Genomic DNA, 18,624 nt, shown 5'->3' on the forward strand with positions numbered 1-18,624 from the left:
GCTACAACCGCTACGCCCCAGGCGACCACACACAGTCACTGCTCCCAGGCCACCCCGCCGAACTGACGACAGTTGAATAAGCGAGCCCACCAGTCTGGGACCCCGCCTGGGCGCACCGGTGGTCCTGCACCCCCCGCCCTCGATGGTGGGTTCGCCGAACGCCGCTCACCTGGCCTGGTGGCCTCCGGCTCGCCGCTGGTGCCTGCACGGGGCCCAGATAGCGACCTCTTAACACATTGACAAAATTCTTCGATCGAGCGCATTCTAGATCTGACATTGTCAGCCTGGAGGATGGCATGCCCGACGACGACCGGCTCCCGAGGAGCCTCCCGCGCAAGTGGAAGGCTGTGGCGTGCGCGTTGGAGGAAGGGGACTCTCTCCCCGCGCTGTCTGCGCTGGTGGAGAAGGCGCTTGCGGCCACCATTAGGGACATCGGCGGTGTACCGCTCATCAACGACATCTGCGATCAGGTGCACCACACCGCCCGGACGCGATGTCATGCTCTTCCGCTCGACGGCTTCCGCCCCGATCTGTCGCTGAAGCATGACCGACTTCCGCAGACCGACGTGGCGTGGTGTCGTGCCCGAGTTCTGCTGGAGACCCGTACGGAAGAACTCGCAGCGGATCTGAAGCAGACCCGCCACAGGGTCGCAGTTTCCGTGGTGCGGGCACTGGCCTACCACTTCGGATTCGGCCGTATCGTGCCGGCTCTCATCGATCGTGCGCCTTGGACGGCGGACGAGCTACGTGAACGCTGTGCTCAGGCGCTCTCTCAGCCGGGGATCGACAAGCTCGCGGACTGCCTGCTCCGACGGCCCGACGGCCAAGGGGTTCGGGCTCCGCGCCGCGAACGGCTATCCGTCGAGGCCATGCTCGGCATGTCCCTGGAGGATCTACGGTGAACAAATCCTGGACTACCTTCGATTTCCGCTCTGGCGCTCCAGTCGTTCGGCAAGCGGTTCACTGGGATCGTGACGTCCATCTTGACGGCCGTCCGCTGATGGACCAGTTGGCCCGGGTGCTGCCGACGGCCGCAGCCGACTTGATGGAGCTCGCGACGGCTGTCTACACGGCAGACCGCCTCAAGGCCCGTGACGTCGCCGACGCCTACAAACTCGGCTGGAGCCGGAGACTACGCTTGCACGTCCCTGTACGGCTTCCCGACCTGTGGGAAAGCCACGCAGATGCTCTCGTGCGGCTGTTGTCATGGCTGACCGATGACGAATGGAGTCTGCACTTTCACCAGACGGATCCTGCTACGGCGCCGCTGGACAATCCACAGGACTATCTGTTCCCTACGGTTCCAGACCACGCGTGTGTTGCCTTGTTCAGCGGCGGGCTGGACTCGACGGCCGGGCTCGCGGTGGATCTGGACACTGATCCTGTGACCGATGTTCTGACGGTCCGCGTCGTCACCAACGGCAGGATGGAGAGCCGTCAGAAGGCCATCCTTCGCCACTTTGGTTCCCGCGTCCATGACTGCCGCCTACCACTGAGTCTTGCCTCGGGCCTCTCCGCGGAATCCAGTCAGAGAACCCGCGGGTTCCTTTTCATGGCGGCTGGGGTGGCCACCGCGCTGACCGCCGGGAAGAACGTGCTGCGCGTCTACGAGAACGGCATCGGAGCCATCAACCTGCCGCTCCTGGAATCCCAACGAGGCTCACAGGCAACGCGAGCCGTTCATCCACGCACGGTACGGATGATGGAGCGGTTGGCCACCTCATTGAACGGCGGCGGCTTCCGCATCGAACTGCCGCACCTCTGGTCGACCAAAGCCGAGCTATTGCTTAAGGCACCGGCCAGCTTCAGCGAGGCGTACGCCAATTCGGTGTCGTGCGACAGAGGATTCGCCACCCGTACCGAAGGGGCGCGGCCCTGTGGACGATGCACCTCGTGCATCCTGCGCAGACAGTCGGTGTTTGCGTCAGGCCTCTTGCAGATCGACAGCGGCCAGCAGTACCGGCACCGCCTGGACGCCGCACCGCTGCCCTGGGAATTGCGTGCCTCGCTTTGGCAGATCCACCGAATCCGAGTTGCCCTAGATGATTCTGACCCTTGGAGCGCCTTCCTGCACGAGTTTCCGCAGGTCCTCGACGTACCAGCCACCGAGAGGGAAAGCGGGCGCGCGGCAGTGCTTCGGTTGTACGGTCAGTACTGCGCCGAGTGGCAGGCCATGGCCCGTCAACTCGGCGTCAACATGAGCAACTGGGGTCTGGAAGGGGCGGCGGCCGCATGAGGAACGTTGACACCACACTGCCGGAACGGCTGCGAGCCGCCCGGCAATCAGCCGGTGTCACCCAGCAGCAGGCGGCGGCTGCACTGGGGGTGAGTCGCCCGCTCCTGGTGGCCATGGAAAAGGGGACTCGGGATGTCCGCCCCGACGAACTCGTCGCACTTGCATCGCTCTACAAGCGGCAGGTGAGTGATCTGCTCCGGCCGCAGCCTCCCGTGGAGGCCATTGGGGCCCAGTTCAGACTGGCCCTTACCGGCAAGGCCGGTGACGAGAACCTTCACGATGTCATCAACGAGCTGGAAAACCTAGCCGACGACTTCCTCGATCTCGCACGACGGAGCAGCATCGAGCTGCCTCGCCGATACCCGGCCACCTTCGAATTGGCCTATGGCGATCTCGCCCTCTGTGCCGAAGACCTCGCTCTAGAGGAACGACGCAGGCTCGGCCTGGGTGACGGCCCCGTCCAGCAACTCAGGGAATTCCTGGAGGACGAGGTCGGCGTTCGCGTGTTCATGCCGGTCATGCCTTCGAAGGTGGCGGGCGCAATTGTGTACGCCGAGCCTCTTGGCGCTTGCGTCGCTGTGAACGCTCACCATCCGGTTCAACGACGCCGGTGGACGCTCGCCCACGAATATGCGCACTTCCTTACGAGGCGTGATCGTTCTGAGATCACCCTCATCGAGAATCGTAACAACACCGAAGAGCGGTTCGCCGACCTGTTCGCGGCCAACTTCCTCATGCCCCGCAGCGGTCTACGGCGGAGGTTCATCGAACTCACCCGTGAACGGTCTCAGGGCGGCCCGACCGTCGCTGATCTTTTTCAAATGGCCCGCATTTTCCGAGTGTCGTTGCAAGCCATGACACATCGTCTAGAGGATCTGGGCCTCATAAAGCGGGGAACCTATGACAAACTGGAAGGCAACCTGAGGCCGGCTGAGGCGGAGCGGGCCTTGGGTTTGCGGCCGGACCTGGAAAGGGCCGAACTTCTTCCGCTGCGATATCGGTACCTGGCTGTCGAACTGTTCACCAACGGTGAGATCACCGAGGGACAACTCGCCGCCTACCTGCGAACTGACCGCGTACAAGCCCGCAACATCGCGCGGGACCTGACCACGAGCAATGACGTCACGGGAGGCGGCATGCCAGAGCCCGTACGGTGGAACGAGGCGGAGTCCTGACCAGTGCATGTGCTGCTGGATGCCTGCGTGGCGCTAAACCTCGAAGCTGCCGGCGAGTTCGACGCCATCGCCGATGTACTCGGCCTCACGTTCGTCATGTCTACGAAGGTCGCGGAGGAAACGTTCTACCTGGACGACATCATTGACGGCGAGCCCTGCCGCATCCAGATCGATCTCGGCCCGCACATTCGGAAGGGAACACTAGGGGTCCATAATCTGACCCCAGGGGACGAGACCGCCACCTTCGTACGCCTCGCGGGCCAGGTCGATGATGGCGAAGCCGAGTGCCTCGCCCTCGCCGTGCACCGCGCGCTGCCCTTCGCTACGGACGATCGGCTGGCCATCAGGGTCGCCGGCGACCTCGGTCTCACTACGATCTTCAGAACCGCCGAACTCCTTAGGAGATATGCGGACCGCGCCAACCTAAGGTCCCACGACATCACCCTGATGCTGGGAGCGGTGGAGCGGCGCGCCAGCTTCCGCCCACCACGCAGTTCGCCAGACTATTCATGGTGGCTGGGTCACTCCTCACCCAGCGACCACTGAGGCGAACCCGTTGAAGATCCTCGACATCCGATGGAGTCGGAGCTACCGGATGCGATCTGTGGCGCGCAAGCGGGCGACGTGATCTCTCCCGACTGGTGCCTGCCACGATGCAGCCCGATCGGCGCCACCTACTTGACGTAGTCGGAGAACTACTTAAAGTAATCCTCCTGGAACTGCAAAGGGATGGAGGACGTGATGGCACCACGGGCAGTTGGATCGATCGCGCTACTCGCAAGCGGACTGATCCTGAGCGCCGCCGTACCGGCATCGGCCGGGATGTCAGGTTGGCGAGACAGCTATGCCGACGGCAGTGTGACGGTCCCCGCCGACCGGTCGTCGATCAGGGTATGCGACGGCAAGGACGACAGCCACGTCTACAAGGCGGTCTGGCACAACGACAATCCCATCGACGCCAGGAAGGCATTCGAGGTACGGGCGCCCCAGGGCGGATGTGCTACGGATGACTCCTTCTGGGGGTCGGTCAAGGTCTTCAAGCTCTGTTATGGGTACCTCGGTGCCAACAGGCTGGTCGTCTGGGATGGCTGCAAGGCTTCAGTATGGCCAGGCGGTCACTAGGCCGGCACCCTCATGGCGCGCCACGTCCTCTGGCCTCGCCCAGCATCGAGGTCAGAGGGCGCGGTTCCCTCCTGGCTCCTCTTCGCGGCGTTATCGATGCGCTGTAGCCAGACGTAACAGTTAAATCACTTACCGTAGTTGCGTGCTTCTGTGGACCTATGGTTGAGGCCATGACGCCGTGGACCTACATTCAGGCCTTCCTGGATGTACGTATTCAACGTGCCCGCAATGCACCAAGCCGAGGCGCATCAGCGGTTGAATGGGTGATCATCACCGCCGTCATCGCCGGGGTCGCGATGGCTCTCGCCCTGCTGATCAAGAGTCTCGTTGGGCAGGAAATGGGCAATCTGGAGAAGGCATTCAGCACCCAACGGTAAGCCTCGCAAACGTGGCTTACCGACACAGAGGCCTGACGGTTCTGGAAGCCCATAGGGCGTGGTGCTCTCGTAACGCCTGTTTGATCGGCTGAATGCTTGGATCCGTTGGCATTTCGGACACTTGTCTGCAGGTCATTCGTTCATGGTGGTGGAGGAACCAGTTGAATCCTGACCCTTTACGACGGCTGGCGTGCTCGATACAGCCGGTCAGTGATCCGGCCACCAGTCGGCATCCTCAGCTCTCCAGCACTTCGATGGGGCGTCCACCCTTCAGGCCAACCGCGGCGGTGGGGTGTCAGTCAACCTGCAGGTTCTCGCGTGAACGTGCCCGCTGCTCCGGCGGCCTTCACCAGACGTGCCCAGCGAAGGCTGCGGTGAAAGCGACGTGCCAAGTCAGCGGAGCGAGGCAACGCCCCGTCAGATCCCCGATTCTGGTGGGCCCATTCCCAAGCTTCACGTTGCAGTTTCCGGCGCGAAGGCTCGCGGCGGGAGCAGGCGTCCGTTCGCGGATCCATGAGGTGGTCGACATCGTCGGTCGTGTGCGTGAACGTCCGGCGCATCACGGAGCATCGCACCAGTCTGAAGGCCATCTCCATGCCGCCGATCAGCGCGAAGGCCGGCCACGCCGCTACCGCACGGCCGATGATCGAGGGCTCAGCCACGGCGACGTTGGCGCCGACGCTCGCCAGGCTGCCAATGACCAGAAGGCTCCAAGGCAGAAGACCGCCCCGCTTGCCGCGGCGCGAGTCGGACAGCAAGGCCATGGATGCTGCGAGGATCATGCCGTCAACTGAGAGGGGGAGCAGAGCCGCTGACCAGGATGACTCACCGTGGCGGATGGCGAGCATGTGGAGGTGGCGGTAGCTCACCGTCGCGGCGATTGCAGCGAGCAGAACAACGGTGAGGATGGTGGTCCATCCGATGACTCGGTCCGAACGGGAGAGATCTTCGCCGCACGCACAAGGCGTACTGTTTGTCATGGAGCCTCGACTTTCCTACGCCAGGGGTTGTGGGTTCAAGGGCTCGTCAGGTGTTCCCGCACGTGGCGAGCCCGTCTTTCCGCTACGACGACTTCCGCGCTTTTCTGTTCCTGATCTTGGCTAGGGCGTCGAGCGCCGTCTCGTCTGCGTCGTCCAGCGTGTGCAGGTACTTCTCGGTGGTCTTGATGGACGCGTGGCCGAGACGCTCCTTGACTACCTGCAGGTCGGCGCCACCGGCGAGGAGCCAGGAGGCGTGTGCATGGCGCAAGTCATGGATCCGCACGGCGATCTCCAACTCAGCCGCTTCAAGGGCGACGTGCCACACGCATCTCCGGAACCAGTCGGCGGGGATGTGGCCGTCGGTGTCCCGCGTTCGCGGCGGTCGCGGGCTGTCCTTGCCCTTGGAGCGCCTTTCGGCTCGGTAGGCCGCGAACGCCGCGCGGCAGTGCTCGCATCGGCACTTCCCCGTGGTGTAGGCCGTACGTGTGCCGTGCTTATAGGAACGACCCACTTCGTTCGGCTCGGTGAAACCGAGCGAGTCAGGGTTGGGAAGAACTCGGAGGTGAGGACAGGGATTCGGGTCGTCCTTCCACTCGAAGAACAGAGCCTCGCGCCCCAAGCCCTGAGCCTTCACATGGGCCTGTAGCTTGCGAACGATCTGGGCGCTCAGCTTGAAGCGCCGCCATTCCTTGTCCTTCGGGTACGGCTTGACGAGGAACCGCATGCCTTGGGGATGGAATTTCGGATTGACCTCCACCACCGCTCGGCAAACCGTCAGGATGCGGCTGGCGAAATCGAGATCCTTGACTCGAAGCTCTGTGAGCTCTCCCCAGCGAAGGCCGGTTTCGATGGCGGTCTCCACCAGGAGTTGAACGTCGGCATCCGGCAGGGCGTCGTACAAGGTGGCGAACTGCTCGGGACTGATGATCGTGAGCGGCTTGGGGACGACTGGGGGAGTCTTCACGCCCTTGCACGGGTGGAGGTAAGTCACCTGGTCGTTCAGAGCGGTGGTGAAGATCGCGCTGAGGATCACCATGAGACTCTTGATGTTGACAGGCGTGACGCCGTTCTTCTTCAGCGTCGTCACCCACTGGCGCACGTGCTCAGGAAGGACGTCGACCATCCGGAGAGCGCCGAACTCCGGGATCAGGTGCTTGTGGATGGCGTAGGTGTACTTCTGTCGTGTCGTCGCTTCCATCTCGTGGTTCGGCAACCAGGTGTCGAGCACGTAGCGTTCGAACGGCTGACGCCCACGTTTGGGATCTCCCACGCGCCCTTCGGCGACCTTCGCCTCGGCCTTCTGCCACTCCTTGTCGGCTTCCTTCTTGTTGGAGAAGGTGCCGGCTGACCGCTCCCTGCCTTTGATGTCCCAGTAGTAAGCGGTGTAGCGCGGCTTGCCGTCGCGACCGATGCGCTTGCGAGAAAACCCCACCTGACCACCACCTTGATCGTTTGACCGTCATTTGACCGTGAGACTTGCTGTCACGGCGGGGGATGACTGGTCACTCGTGGGCACTGGAATCATGCCGTCTACCTGCGATTTTACGCAGAAATCGAGTGGCGAGCAGGGGTTCTGACACCGCGCAAATGGGCGCTGATAAGGAAGAGGTCCCAGGTTCAAGTCCTGGTAGCCCCACAGAGTTTCACCAGATCAAGAGGCTAGATCCCAAGATCGTGGATCTGGCCTCTTGATCGTTTGACCGTCATTTGACGGCGGCGGGGTGATGCCGTGTTCAAGTAGATTCTCCGGTCCTTCCGAGGATCTTGAGCGGTGTCCTGCAGAGGGGCCTTCAGCCCAATCGAGAGTCTCTTGCCGCCGATGCCCGCGCCGACATGCCCTCCAGGTCGAGAAGCAGGGCCTTCTTTTCAAGATCAGCGCGGCTGGCCCACGGACTGCTCTTTATGGACGGCAACGGCTTGCGAGCCATGCTTGTCTGCCGGGACGACGTGCGCCTTGCGGTACCTCAGCGCAACCCCGCCCGCCTACTGGAGATCACCGTCTTCAATGACTCCTTTGGGTGACGGCGAGCTGTCCGGATGGCTTGCGGATCTGCCGATGAGCGGACATCTGATCTTCCAGGGCCGGGGCCGCCCGATCCGGGCGGCGATCTGAACAGCTGCGGGCGTCTTCAGAGGGCCAGGTCTCGCGCGCCTCGGCCTCGATCGGCTGCGCAGCGCGTTCTCAGTCTGCGGGTCCCGCTCGCCGTGCTGTCTGCGCGGACCGGTCTGACAAGCGGCTGATCAGCTCGCCGCGAACATCTGTGCCGCCAGGCGCCGCGAGTTGTCGATGGCCGCGAAACCACGCGGCAGCATGATTGCCTGGTATGCCGCAACCGCTTCGACCAAAGATTTCCCGCCTCGTGCGGCGGAAAGGATTTCATCCGCCAGTGTGGCGGCGTCGGCCAGCGCGGTGTTCGCTCCGGCCCCCGCGGTGGGCGGCATGGTGTGGACCGCGTCGCCGAGCAGGGTGATCGGGCCCGGCGCCCACGCCGGTATCCGTTCGCTGATCCGGAACGTGATCGGGAAAAACGATTCGGTGTCGGCGCGGGCGTAGATTTCGCGAATAGCCGGATGCCAGTCGGCGACGGTGTCCGTCGAGAGTTTCCACAGTTCTTCCGACGACATGCGGAACAGCCTCTCGTCCGTGACGCCGAGATGATCCGGGGTCGCGACGAGGGTGGCCATCAGGTAGTCCTGCGCCCCGTCCACGGGGGTGCGGAACCGGACGGTACCAAACCCGGCGCCGCACGTGCTGCCACCCGAAACCCAGCACAGACCACGCTCGAATTCCTCGGGAGACAACGATCCGGTGAGGGGCATCCGGCCGTACACACACCGCAGACCGAAGTCGTGCACCACCGCTCCGGGGAGCAACAGGCGCCGAACGGCTGACCCGACGCCGTCCGCGCCGACCAGCAGATTCCCCTCGTCGCTGCCGCCTTCGGCGAACTCGACCCGCACGCGTCCCGAGCCGGTCACCTGATAGCCGGACACTGTGCGCCCGAACCGGACGACGTCCTCGAGGCCGGTGAGCAGGCCCTGGCGGAAGGTGTTGCGGTCGACGGCGGTGAGCTGGTCGGCGGGAATGTCGGGGAAGTGCTGTGTGAACACCTGCCTCAGCCCGGTGGTGAAGGTCGTCACCAGATCGCCGTTGCGGCCGCTGGTGCGGCGCAGCACTGCCAGCACGTCCGGCGGGACGCAGTCGGCCAGTGCCGCGTTGCCGGTCGGGTCGAGGTGGATCCGGTAGCCCTGGTTCCGGGTGCGGGGTGTCGGGTCCTGCTCGTAGACGACGACATCGAGCCCGGCGTGGTGCAGCGCCTGCGCGAGCGCCAGGCCGCCGACACCGCCACCGGCGATGAGAATCCTTGTGCTTTCCGGCATTTCACTCCCCTTGTTGGCTGCGATGCCCCAATGGTGCGCCTGGAGAGCAATGCTGTCAAGCGTCCATTTGATACTTTCAAACGTATGCTTGATAGAGCCAGGTGAAGATATGATCGCGTGCATGTCCGCGTCGAAACCCCGAAGGTCCCCCAAGCCGCAGGAGCGGCAGCGCGATCCCGAACGCACCCGCGCGCTGATCCTGGACGCCGCGATGGCCGAGTTCGGCGCGCATGGCTACGCGGGCGCCCGGATCAGCGCGATCGCCGCCCGCGCCGGAGTGAACGTGCAGCTGATCTCGTACTACTTCGACGGTAAAGAGGGCCTGTACCAAGCCATTTCGCGGCAGTGGCAGCAACGACAGGCCACGCTGGCGCCCGCGGGCACGCCGTTGCCGGAGCAGCTACGCCGCTATGCGCTGGAGGCATTGCGCAACCCGGACGGGGTCCGCCTGCTGGCCTGGAACGGGCTCGAATACACCGGACCCGACGCGCACCCGTCGACCGGCATGTTCGCCGAAACCATCGACGAGCTGCGGAAACGGCAAGAGGCCGGTGAGCTGCCCGCCGATCTCGATCCGGCCTGCCTGGTCGTCATGCTGATGGCGATGACCATGGCGCCCACCACACTGCCGCATATCATCGAGGGCACCTGCGGCGTCGACCCGCGCTCGTCCGAATTCCTCGACCGGTTCGCCGGCCAGGTAGCCATCCTGGCCAGGCACCTCGGGCTCGGCTGATTGGTAGCACAACTCGCCTTCAGAACATGGCCGAGTGATCGCTAACTGGTCCCAAAGTGACTGACGCCGTCGGCGTTGCCGGCGGTCGCCACCAGGACGTGCACGTTGATGATCCGGCCGCCCTCACGCACCTTCTGGGTGAGCGTGTCCAGTCACACGAAGGTGCACGGGCCGGCGTCCAGCGCGCGGGTGCGGGACGCCTCGACCTGCTCATCCAGCGCCTTGGCCATCTGCGACACCTGGCTCTTGGAGATGTGCTTGATGCCCGGCTGCTCCACCAGCTTGTCCACCCGCCGGGTCGAGACCCCGAGCAGATAGCTGGTCGCGACCACGCTGATCAGCGCCTGCTCGGCGGGAGTGGCAGCAGGCAGGTCAGTACGGTGGTCAGCGCTCGGCCGGATCGGCGCGGCCCGTGTGCTGGCCAGGCGCCGCCGGTTACGTCAGTAAGGCGGTGTGGCAGCGGACCCGGAGGGGCGCCCTGACCCCGTCCGGCGGCCACAGCGCGGAGGCGTGCGCGTGGATCAGGTCGTGGAGCCGGTACAGGCCCGGGGCCGGCTCCTGCAGGAGGTGGGCGTTCAGGAGGTGGTCCAGGAGCCGGATCGCCTGGGTGGTGGTCGTGTTCAGCAGGGCAGCGGCGGTGTCGAGGTCGAAGGCCGGGTGGAGGGCCGAGCCCAGGAGCCGGTAGGCCTCTTGCTGGTCGGTGGGCAGGCGTTCGTAGGAGCGGTCGAAGGCGGCGGTGACGCTTTGGTGGCCGGCTGTCAGTTCGGTGAGGCGGTCGGCGGCCAGGCGGTCGAGCAGGTGGTGGGTGTTCCAGGCGGGGTGGGCCTGGAGGTAGGCGGCGGCGATGCGGATGGCCAGAGGGAGGAGGCCGCAGCGGCGTACGATCTCGGCCAGGACGTCCGGAGGCGTGTCCCCGTCGCATCCGGCTGTGCGGGTGAACAGAGTGATCGCCTCTGCCAGAGGCAGGGTGTCCAGGGACAGGATGCGGGCGTTGCCCGGGCAGGTCAGGCGGTGGCGGCTGGTGACGATCACCTGGCAGCCGGGGGTGGCGGGCAGGAGCGGGTGGAGCTGGCGCTCGTCGGCGGCGTCGTCCAGGACGATCAGGAGCCTGCGGCCGGCCAGGACGCTGCGGTACAGCGCGGCGCGGTCGTCCAGGTGCCACGGGATGTGTTCCGCCGGGACGCCCATGGTGCGGAGTATGCGGGCGAGGGCGGCGCCCGGTTCGACCGGTGCCGTCGCCTGGGCGTGGCCGTGCAGGTCCACGAAGAGCTGCCCGTCGGGGAAGCGAGGGGCGAGGCGGTGGGCGGCGTGTACGGCCAGCACCGTCTTGCCCGTCCCGGCCATGCCGTTGACGAAGACGACGACCTCGTTCAGCTCAGGCATGGTGGTGGTGTGGTCCTCCACGATCGCGAGTTCGCGTTCCCGGACGCCCGGCGCGGCGACGTCGGCGGGCAGCTGCCGGGGGATGGTCCACGGCCTCGGGTCGGTCACAGACGGGTCAGCCGGGGCTGTGGTGGGGCGGCCACGGGCGACCGCGTTCAGGGTCGCCCGTTCCGCACCGTCCAGCTCCAGCGCCTTCGCCAGCTGCAGAACCGAGGTGGTCCGCGGCTGCAACAGCCCGTCGTTCTCCAGCCGACGCACCGTCCTGACATTCAGACCCGCCCGTTCGGCGAGTTGCTCCTGCGTCAGCAGCGCCCTCCTGCGCCACATGCGTAGCAGCGCCCCCAATGACATCCCGACACCCCCGTCTTCTTCGGCGGTCCTGCCCCCGCGAACAACCACGACCATCGAAACCGCGTCCCGGCTGTTCAGGCCACTGGTCGGACGGCATTGGACGGAATCGGACGGGGCGGATGAATCCGGCTATCCGCGCAAACGTGATTGAGGGCGTGCGGGCGATTGGCCAGAATGAGCGCCATGGGCGAGCGAGGCGGGGGCGGCCGATCCCACGATGTGTGCCCCTACCAAGGTCTGGTGCCGTTCGAGGACACGAAGGCCGAACTGTTCTTCGGGCGTACGCGGGCGACCCGCAGCCTCCTGGATCGCCTGGGGAGGCGGCTGGCGCGGCACGGATCCATCCTGCTGGTCTCAGGCGCCTCGGGGGTGGGCAAGTCGTCGCTGCTGCGGGCGGGGCTGATGCCGGCGCTGGCGGAGGGGATGCTGCCGCTGGCCGGGTCGCAGGACTGGCCGCGCCTGCTGGTGACGCCGAGCGCGAAGCCGTTCGGCGCGCTCGCCGGGGTGTGGGTGGGGGAGTTCGGCGGGCTGGTCGAGACCGTGGCCGAGCGATTACGGGAGGATCCGGGGGAGGTCGTCGCGGGAACCGGGCGGTTCGTGCTGGTGGTCGACCAGTTCGAGGAGCTGTTCACCCTGGTGGGCGACGAGCGGGAGCGACAGGCGTTCGTACGGGCCCTGCACGCCCTGGCCGAGGGCGCGGACGGCGGCGGGGTGATCGTCGGGGTGCGCGCCGACTACTGGGACCGGTGCGCCGCCTACCCGCAGTTCGCCGAGGCGATCCAGGACGGTCAGGTCATCGTCGAGCCGATGACGGAGCCGGACCTGCGGCTGGCCATCACCGGCCCGGCGGCCGCAGCGGGTCTGGAGCTCGAACAGGGGCTGGTGGAGATCATCCTGGCGGAGCTGCGCGCCGGCGACCGGTACGAGGCCGGCGCCCTGCCCCTGCTCTCCCAGGCCCTGCGCAACACCTGGGAGCGGCGCGAGAAGGACACCCTGACAGTCCGGGGGTACGAGGACTCCGGCCGGGTACGCGACTCCGTACGACGTACGGCCGACGAGGCCCTCGACGGGCTGCGGCCGGATGATCGCAAGGCCGCGCTCAGGTTCTTCCGGCGGATGACGACGATCACCGCGGGCGGCCGGGTGGCGCGGCGCCGGGCGACGCTGGCCGAGCTGCACGCCGCCGCGTCGGCACGTTCGGTGGAGGACCTGGAGCGGACGGCGGCGCTGCTGTCCGCGTTCGCCGACCGGCGCCTGCTCACCCTGCACGAGGACAGCGCCGAGATCGCCCACGACGCGCTCCTGACGGCCTGGCCCACCCTGCGGCAGTGGCTCGAACCGGACCTCGCCGCGCAGACGGTGTACGACGGGCTCCTGGAGGCCGCCGCCCAGTGGGCGGAGAACCACCGCGACCCGGCTTTTCTCTACCGGGGACCCCGGCTGCTGGCGGTCCAGGACAGCCGGCCCCGCTGGGAGCGCGACCCCGACAGCTTCCCCCCGCCCGGCGCCACCGTGGAGAGCTTCGTCGCGGCCTCCACGCGGGAGGCGCGGCGGGTGACCCGGCGCCGCCGGCTCGTCATGTCGGGTCTGGCAGCGCTGTCGGTCCTCGCCCTCGCCGCGGCCGGCACCGCCGTCAACGCGGCGGCCGACGCGAACTGGCAACGCGGTCTGGCCAGCTCCCGCCAGCTGGCGGCGCAGAGCGAGGTCACCGGCGACACCGCCCTGGCCTCGATGCTCGCCGTGGCGGCGTGGCGGATCGCGCACACCAACGAGGCCAGGAACCGGGTGCTGACCGCGGCGACCCGTACCGGCAGGGGGACGCTCACCGGGCACCAGCGGGGCGTCACGGCGGTGGCGTTCACTCCCGACGGCGCGACCATCGCGACGGGGGGCGACGACGGGACGGCGCGGTTGTGGGACACGGCGACGCGGCGGCAGCTCGGCGCGCCGATCACCCGGGCGAAGTACGACTGTTCGAGCGTGCTTCTGGCTTTCAGCCCCGACGGCCGGACGCTGGCCACGGCGTGCCTCGACAGCGTCCGGTTCTACGACGTGGTCACCCGTCGCGAGCTGGGCGCCCAGGTGAAGGCCGAGGGGGTCGTGACGGCGCTCGCGTTCAACCCGGACGGGAGAACGCTGGCGACCGGCGACAGCAGAGGCGTGGTCCAGCCGTGGGACGTGGCCACGCGCCTCCCGCACGGGGCTCCCATGGGTCGTCCGGGCGAGGGGCACGCCATCCACGGGGTGACGTACAGCAGGGACGGGAAGATCCTGGTCACCGGCGGGGAGGACAAGACCGCGCGGCTCTGGGACACCGCCACGTCCCGCCAGCTCGGCGCCCCCTTCACAGGGCACACCGAGTCCCTCGGCGACGTGGCGCTCAGCCCGGACGGGTCAACCCTGGTAACCGTGAGCTGGGACCGTACCGGCCGGGTGTGGGACGTGGCCACGCGCAAGCTGAAGGGGATGCTCAAGGACCGCAAGGCCGGTTACTACTCGGTCGCCTTCAGCCCGGACGGCACGCGGATCGCGACCGGCGGGGACAGCGGCCGCACCGTGGTGTGGGACACGGCCAGCCGGCAGCAGCTGTTCGCGCTCTGGGACAACTACGCCAGTGTCGACGACATCGCGTTCAGCCCGGACGGGGGTGTGCTGGCCGCCGCCAGCAATGACGGCGTGGTCCGGCTGGCCGACCCGCAGGTCCTCCAGCAGAAGGGGACCCGCGTGCCGGCGCAGGGGGCCGTCGCGCTGAGCCCGGACGGGCGGATTCTGGCCGCCGGCGTCGACGACGAGAAGAGCCCCGACCTCCAGCTGTGGGACGCGGCCACCCAGCGTCCTCTCGGCCCGCCGCTGCATCCCGAGGGCGCCCGCCGTGCGGCGTACCGGGTGGAGTTCACTCCCGACGGGCGGACACTCCTGTCGGAGGGCTCGGACGGGATACGGCTCTGGGACGTCGCGAGCCGCCGCGAGGTCGCGCACGAGAAGTCGCTTCACTGGGCCAGGATCAGCTCCGACGGCAGGTTCGTCGCCGCCCAGCGGGACAAGTCCATCGTGTTCTGGGACATCGCGAGCCGCAGGGACACCGGAGCGCGCATCACCGTACGCGACGGCACCGACGTCATCACGGCGATGACGATCAGCCCCGACGACACGATGGTGGCGACCGCGGGTTTCGACAACCGGATCCGGCTCTTCGACGTCACCACTGGCCGGGAGCTGCCCGGCCCGACGTTCACGGCTCACGGCGGATTCGTCAACGACCTGGCCTTCAGCCCCGACGGGCAGCGGCTGGCCGTCACGGCCTACGACAACAGCGTGCGCCTGTGGGACGTGCCGCACCGCCGTGCGGTCGGCATCGGCCTGATCGCCGAGGAGGGCATGACGACCTCGCTCGCCTTCAACCCCGACGGGAAGGTCCTCGCCACCGGCCTCACCAACGGTGAGGTGCAACTCTGGGACCTGCTGACCTACCGGCGGCTCGGGCCCCCGATGAAAGGCCACACCAAGGGCGTGACCGACCTCGTCTACAGCGACGACGGGACGACGGTCGCCACGGCCTCGGGAGACAGGACCGCGCGGCTGTGGAACGTCCGCACACCCCCCGACCTGGTGGCCGCGGCGTGTGCCAACGCGGGCCGCTCCCTCACCCGAGAGGAGTGGGAGAATCTCGTGCCCCAGGAGGAGTACCGCCAGACGTGCACGTGACCCTGGACCCGACCACGGAGAGAACACGGATGTTCCTGCGAGGCTTACGGCGGCGGACAGGCAGGCCCGTCCCGGAACTGGTCGCGTTGTTCCGTTCGATCGTCGAGGGCGGCCGCGACTTTCACCCGATCGCGTCCGACTTCCTGGAGCACTTCATGGACGGCGCAGGCGCGTCGAGGACGATGTCACTGCGGTGGTTGCGCTCGTTCAAGGTGATCAAGAAGGCCGAGCGCAAGAATCAGCGCCGGTTCGAACGGCAGCTCGCCCGCACGGCGCGGCAGCTGCGGGAGGGGGAGTCGAGCTGGTTGCACGACTACTGGGACGCGCGGATCAACGCCTTCATCGGTACGGAGCTGTTCTACGTCAGCAGGATGAGCCTGCTGCGCTCGCAGGGGTCGTTCGTGCTGACCAGGGACGGACCGGAGGTACGCGTGTCCGGCACGGTTCGCCACCGCTGGTTCGACCCCTACGACTGGGACCGCGGCCGCTGGGTGTACATCCCCCGGCACGGGTTCGTGCCCATAGCGGTCGGCCGTGACCTGGTGGAGGCCGACGAGGCCCGCAACTTCCTGATGGAGTCGCGCCACGTGCAGACGCTGGAGGGCCGGTGCCTGGAGGGCCGGTGGCCGCGGCGCGGCAGGGACGAGTTCGGCTGGGCGCTGGTGCGGGCGGGAGAGGGATGATCGAGGAGCGTCCCCGTCCGCCCGATCCCGCCGAGGCGGGCAGCACGGCCGACTTCGTACGGTCGCTGGCCCTGCTCAAGCAGTGGGCGGGCGAGCCGTCCCTGAGCAAGCTGCGTTCGCTCGGCGGCCAGACGACGGCCACGGACGGCGCCACGGTAGACGCGTTGCCGAAGAGCACGGTCTCGCACGTCCTGCGGCAGGCCGACCGGCTGCCGCGGTGGGATTTCGTCCGGGCCTTCGTCACCGCCTGCTTCCACTACTGCGACTACCCGGCCGAGCTGATCCCCGGCGAGCTCGAACGCTGGCGGGCGGCCAGGACGGCCCTGGCGAAACCGTCCGCCCCTGTCCCCGAGCCGCCGGCGACGCCGGCCGTCTCCACGCCCGATCCCGCCGTCGAGCTGCTGACCCGCCGCGTGGTCCGCGAGGAGGACAGGGCGCGCAAGGGGCTGCTCGGCGGCTACAACCTCGCGGCGCTCTCCTTCAGCCTGTACGGCGACACCGGCGAGACCGAGTGCGACCTGCACACGATCGGGCGGTTCTTCGGCGACCTGGGCCTGCGGCGCCTGCTGGTCGTGGGCGAGTCGGGGGCCGGCAAGACGGTGCTGGCGATCGAGCTGGTGCTGCAACTGCTGGAGCCCGTGCTCGCCGCCGGCGGCCTGCTCGACCAGGCGCAACTGGTGCCGGTACGGCTGAGCGCGGCCCGCTGGACCCTCGGCAGGCCGTTCGAGGCCTGGCTGGCCGAGCAACTGGCGCAGGACTTCGGGCTCGCGGCCAGGGACGCGCAACGGCTGGTACGCGATCGCCGGGTGCTGCCGGTGGTGGACGGGCTGGACGAGCTGGACCCCGAGCCGGGGTGGGGCCCGCCGCGCCGGGCGATCGGGCTGCTGGCCGAGCTCAACCGCTACAGCGACCTGTCCGGCAGGCGACCGGGCGCGGTCGTCGTGACCTGCCGCGCCGACCGTCACGCCGAACTGCGCGAGGCCGGGGCCGGGCTCGACAACGCCGCCAGGATCCACCTGCACAACCTGACCGTCCAGCAGATCGGCGCGTACCTGCGCACCCGCTGGCCGGACGGGCACCCCTACGGCGCGCACCGCGAGGCCATCCACGGGGCGCTGTCCGGGCCGGCGGGCAAGGCCGTGCACGCCGCTCTCGCCACGCCCTGGCGGCTGGTGCTGACCGTGACCGCCGTGGAGTCCGGCGCCGATCCCGCCGGGCTGCTCCGCGTGGATCCGGGGCTCGACACCGGTGAAGGGGTGGCGCGGATCGTCAGGAGGCTGCTGGAGGCGTACGTGCCGGCGGCGACCGTGCTGACGCCCCGTACCGCCTACGGGGCTCCGTACCAGGCGGAACAGGTGCGGTCGTGGCTCGTGCACCTGGCCGCCCACCTGCGCTGGCAGGCCGCCCGGGGCGCCGAGGTGGACCGGCCGCCGCCTGGCCTGACGGCGATCGACATCGTTCCGCACCTGCTGTGGCCGATCGGCGGCAGGCGGCGGGTCTGGGCGCTGCACTGCCTGGTCTGCGCGCTCTTCGCGGTCGTCGCGATGCTGGCGTACTGGACGGGGTCGGCGGCTGACGATGCTGGAGCCGGCCCTGAGCGGCTGCTCACCCTGACGCTCATGGCGGGCTGGGTGGCGATCGCCACCGGCCTGTCGTTGTCGCCCTGGCCGGCCGCCGCCGGTGGGCGCAGCGAGGTCCCCCGCCGGCGGCGCGTGATCGGCGGCCTGCTGGGCGCCCTGGCGGGCACGCCCGTCGGGGTGCTCGGCGGCCTGGCCGGACTCGTGCTGACCGGGGGCAAGGTCTTCGGGCCCGCCTTCGCCGTCGCCGCGGGCGGCACCGGAGGGCTGGTGCTGGGCGCGGTCATCGGGCTGACCGCGGCAGGACAGCGGGGCGCCGAGCGGATGACCGTCCCCGAGGTGCTCCACGCCGAGCCCATCACGCTGCTGGGCTTCGGGTTGTGCGGCGCGATCATCGGGCTGGTGCCGCTGCGGCTGGCCCACGCCGGCCCGCTGCAGCTGGCCGTGGGGCTCGCCGGGACCTTCGCCCTCGCCTTCACGCTGGGGGTCGTCTTCAAGATCGCTACCGGGGGCTGGAGCAGGGATGCCGAGCTGGCCCACCCGCGGGAGGCACTGCACCGCAACCCGACGATCGGGCTGGCCTTCGGCCTCACCGGCGGCGTCGGCGCCTTCCTGGTGTTCGTCATGAACACCGGCGTCGTGGAGTCGCTGGTGTGCGCGCTTGTCGGCGGCGTGACCTTCGGGCTGTCCTTCGGGGCGATCGCCTGGGCCCGTACGATGATCGGGCTGGTCGTCGCGGCCATGCGCGGCCTGCTGCCGCTGCGGTTGTGGGCCTTTCTCGACTGGGCCTGCGAGGCCCGGCTGCTCCGGGTCAGCGGCGCCACGTACCAGTTCCGGCACCGGGAGCTCCAGGACTTCCTGACCCCCTCCGACGGTGACCGGTGAGCTCAGGGCCGCTCGGCTGCGTGCGGCTCGCCT

The 18,624-nt window shown here is 68.0% G+C and carries 14 protein-coding genes and 1 pseudogene; 10 read left to right on the forward strand and 5 right to left on the reverse strand.

Annotated features, from left to right (window positions below; genetic code table 11):
* Positions 1 to 296: 296 nt before the first annotated feature.
* The 6 genes from ACIHFD_RS60900 (at position 297) to ACIHFD_RS60925 (ending at position 4,910) form a co-directional block, all read left to right on the forward strand.
* Positions 297 to 902: a hypothetical protein gene (locus ACIHFD_RS60900; protein ID WP_397374764.1), complete on the forward strand. Its 606-nt coding sequence runs from the start codon at positions 297 to 299 to the stop codon at positions 900 to 902.
* Positions 899 to 2,236, forward strand: coding sequence for a 7-cyano-7-deazaguanine synthase (locus tag ACIHFD_RS60905; protein ID WP_397374765.1), 1,338 nt, complete (start codon positions 899 to 901; stop codon positions 2,234 to 2,236). Before ACIHFD_RS60900 ends, ACIHFD_RS60905 begins: the two co-directional genes overlap by 4 nt.
* Positions 2,233 to 3,411, forward strand: a complete 1,179-nt coding sequence (locus ACIHFD_RS60910) for a helix-turn-helix domain-containing protein (protein WP_397374767.1) — start codon at positions 2,233 to 2,235, stop codon at positions 3,409 to 3,411. The genes ACIHFD_RS60905 and ACIHFD_RS60910 overlap by 4 nt, the downstream gene beginning before the upstream one ends.
* 3 nt (positions 3,412 to 3,414) lie before the next feature.
* Positions 3,415 to 3,957: a hypothetical protein gene (locus ACIHFD_RS60915; protein WP_397374768.1), complete on the forward strand. Its 543-nt coding sequence runs from the start codon at positions 3,415 to 3,417 to the stop codon at positions 3,955 to 3,957.
* 183 nt (positions 3,958 to 4,140) lie between these two features.
* Positions 4,141 to 4,533 carry a hypothetical protein gene (locus ACIHFD_RS60920; RefSeq protein ID WP_397374769.1) on the forward strand — a complete coding sequence of 131 codons (393 nt, stop codon included), beginning with the start codon at positions 4,141 to 4,143 and terminating at the stop codon, positions 4,531 to 4,533.
* A gap of 170 nt (positions 4,534 to 4,703) precedes the next feature.
* Positions 4,704 to 4,910 carry a hypothetical protein gene (locus tag ACIHFD_RS60925; RefSeq protein ID WP_397374770.1) on the forward strand — a complete coding sequence of 69 codons (207 nt, stop codon included), beginning with the start codon at positions 4,704 to 4,706 and terminating at the stop codon, positions 4,908 to 4,910.
* A gap of 299 nt (positions 4,911 to 5,209) precedes the next feature.
* Here the strand turns inward: ACIHFD_RS60925 and ACIHFD_RS60930 are convergent, their stop codons facing one another.
* The 3 genes from ACIHFD_RS60930 to ACIHFD_RS60940 all read right to left on the reverse strand — a co-directional run bounded on the left by ACIHFD_RS60930 (position 5,210) and on the right by ACIHFD_RS60940 (position 9,271).
* Positions 5,210 to 5,890 carry a DUF2637 domain-containing protein gene (locus tag ACIHFD_RS60930; protein WP_397374771.1) on the reverse strand — a complete coding sequence of 227 codons (681 nt, stop codon included), beginning with the start codon at positions 5,888 to 5,890 and terminating at the stop codon, positions 5,210 to 5,212.
* Positions 5,891 to 5,972: 82 nt separating this feature from the next.
* Positions 5,973 to 7,322 carry a tyrosine-type recombinase/integrase gene (locus ACIHFD_RS60935; protein WP_397374773.1) on the reverse strand — a complete coding sequence of 450 codons (1,350 nt, stop codon included), beginning with the start codon at positions 7,320 to 7,322 and terminating at the stop codon, positions 5,973 to 5,975.
* Between the two features lie 809 nt (positions 7,323 to 8,131).
* Positions 8,132 to 9,271 carry an FAD-dependent oxidoreductase gene (locus tag ACIHFD_RS60940; RefSeq protein ID WP_397374774.1) on the reverse strand — a complete coding sequence of 380 codons (1,140 nt, stop codon included), beginning with the start codon at positions 9,269 to 9,271 and terminating at the stop codon, positions 8,132 to 8,134.
* A gap of 109 nt (positions 9,272 to 9,380) precedes the next feature.
* Between ACIHFD_RS60940 and ACIHFD_RS60945 the strand changes: the two genes are divergently transcribed.
* Positions 9,381 to 10,007, forward strand: coding sequence for a TetR/AcrR family transcriptional regulator (locus ACIHFD_RS60945; protein ID WP_397374776.1), 627 nt, complete (start codon positions 9,381 to 9,383; stop codon positions 10,005 to 10,007).
* Positions 10,008 to 10,072: 65 nt separating this feature from the next.
* On the opposite strand, the pseudogene ACIHFD_RS60950 reads toward ACIHFD_RS60945, so the two are convergent.
* Positions 10,073 to 10,360 (reverse strand): annotated as a pseudogene (locus ACIHFD_RS60950) (transposase); the annotation flags it as partial.
* Positions 10,361 to 10,442: 82 nt separating this feature from the next.
* A complete protein-coding gene (locus tag ACIHFD_RS60955) occupies positions 10,443 to 11,741 on the reverse strand; it encodes an NB-ARC domain-containing protein (RefSeq protein WP_397374778.1) in 1,299 nt (432 codons plus the stop codon).
* Between the two features lie 183 nt (positions 11,742 to 11,924).
* Here ACIHFD_RS60955 and ACIHFD_RS60960 point away from each other — a divergent pair, with 183 nt between their 5' ends.
* Genes ACIHFD_RS60960 through ACIHFD_RS60970 form a run of 3 tightly spaced genes read left to right on the forward strand, consistent with a single transcriptional unit; the run spans position 11,925 to position 18,591 of the window.
* On the forward strand, positions 11,925 to 15,446 hold the full coding sequence (locus ACIHFD_RS60960) for a hypothetical protein (RefSeq protein ID WP_397374779.1): 3,522 nt from the start codon (positions 11,925 to 11,927) through the stop codon (positions 15,444 to 15,446).
* Entirely contained in the window at positions 15,437 to 16,129 is a 693-nt protein-coding gene (locus tag ACIHFD_RS60965) for a hypothetical protein (protein ID WP_397374781.1), read from the forward strand. The genes ACIHFD_RS60960 and ACIHFD_RS60965 overlap by 10 nt, the downstream gene beginning before the upstream one ends.
* Positions 16,126 to 18,591, forward strand: a complete 2,466-nt coding sequence (locus ACIHFD_RS60970) for an NACHT domain-containing protein (RefSeq protein WP_397374783.1) — start codon at positions 16,126 to 16,128, stop codon at positions 18,589 to 18,591. The genes ACIHFD_RS60965 and ACIHFD_RS60970 overlap by 4 nt, the downstream gene beginning before the upstream one ends.
* The last annotated feature ends 33 nt before the right edge of the window (positions 18,592 to 18,624 follow it).

It is taken from the genome of Nonomuraea sp. NPDC051941, assembly GCF_044593615.1.

Coding starts and splice junctions, on each gene's coding strand:
- ACIHFD_RS60900 (WP_397374764.1), top strand. CDS start 297: ATGCCCGACGACGACCGGCTCCCGAGGAGCCTCCCGCGCAAGTGGAAG.
- ACIHFD_RS60955 (WP_397374778.1), bottom strand. CDS start 11,741: ATGTCATTGGGGGCGCTGCTACGCATGTGGCGCAGGAGGGCGCTGCTG.
- ACIHFD_RS60920 (WP_397374769.1), top strand. CDS start 4,141: ATGGAGGACGTGATGGCACCACGGGCAGTTGGATCGATCGCGCTACTC.
- ACIHFD_RS60945 (WP_397374776.1), top strand. CDS start 9,381: ATGATCGCGTGCATGTCCGCGTCGAAACCCCGAAGGTCCCCCAAGCCG.
- ACIHFD_RS60940 (WP_397374774.1), bottom strand. CDS start 9,271: ATGCCGGAAAGCACAAGGATTCTCATCGCCGGTGGCGGTGTCGGCGGC.
- ACIHFD_RS60970 (WP_397374783.1), top strand. CDS start 16,126: ATGATCGAGGAGCGTCCCCGTCCGCCCGATCCCGCCGAGGCGGGCAGC.
- ACIHFD_RS60910 (WP_397374767.1), top strand. CDS start 2,233: ATGAGGAACGTTGACACCACACTGCCGGAACGGCTGCGAGCCGCCCGG.
- ACIHFD_RS60925 (WP_397374770.1), top strand. CDS start 4,704: ATGACGCCGTGGACCTACATTCAGGCCTTCCTGGATGTACGTATTCAA.
- ACIHFD_RS60930 (WP_397374771.1), bottom strand. CDS start 5,890: ATGACAAACAGTACGCCTTGTGCGTGCGGCGAAGATCTCTCCCGTTCG.
- ACIHFD_RS60960 (WP_397374779.1), top strand. CDS start 11,925: ATGGGCGAGCGAGGCGGGGGCGGCCGATCCCACGATGTGTGCCCCTAC.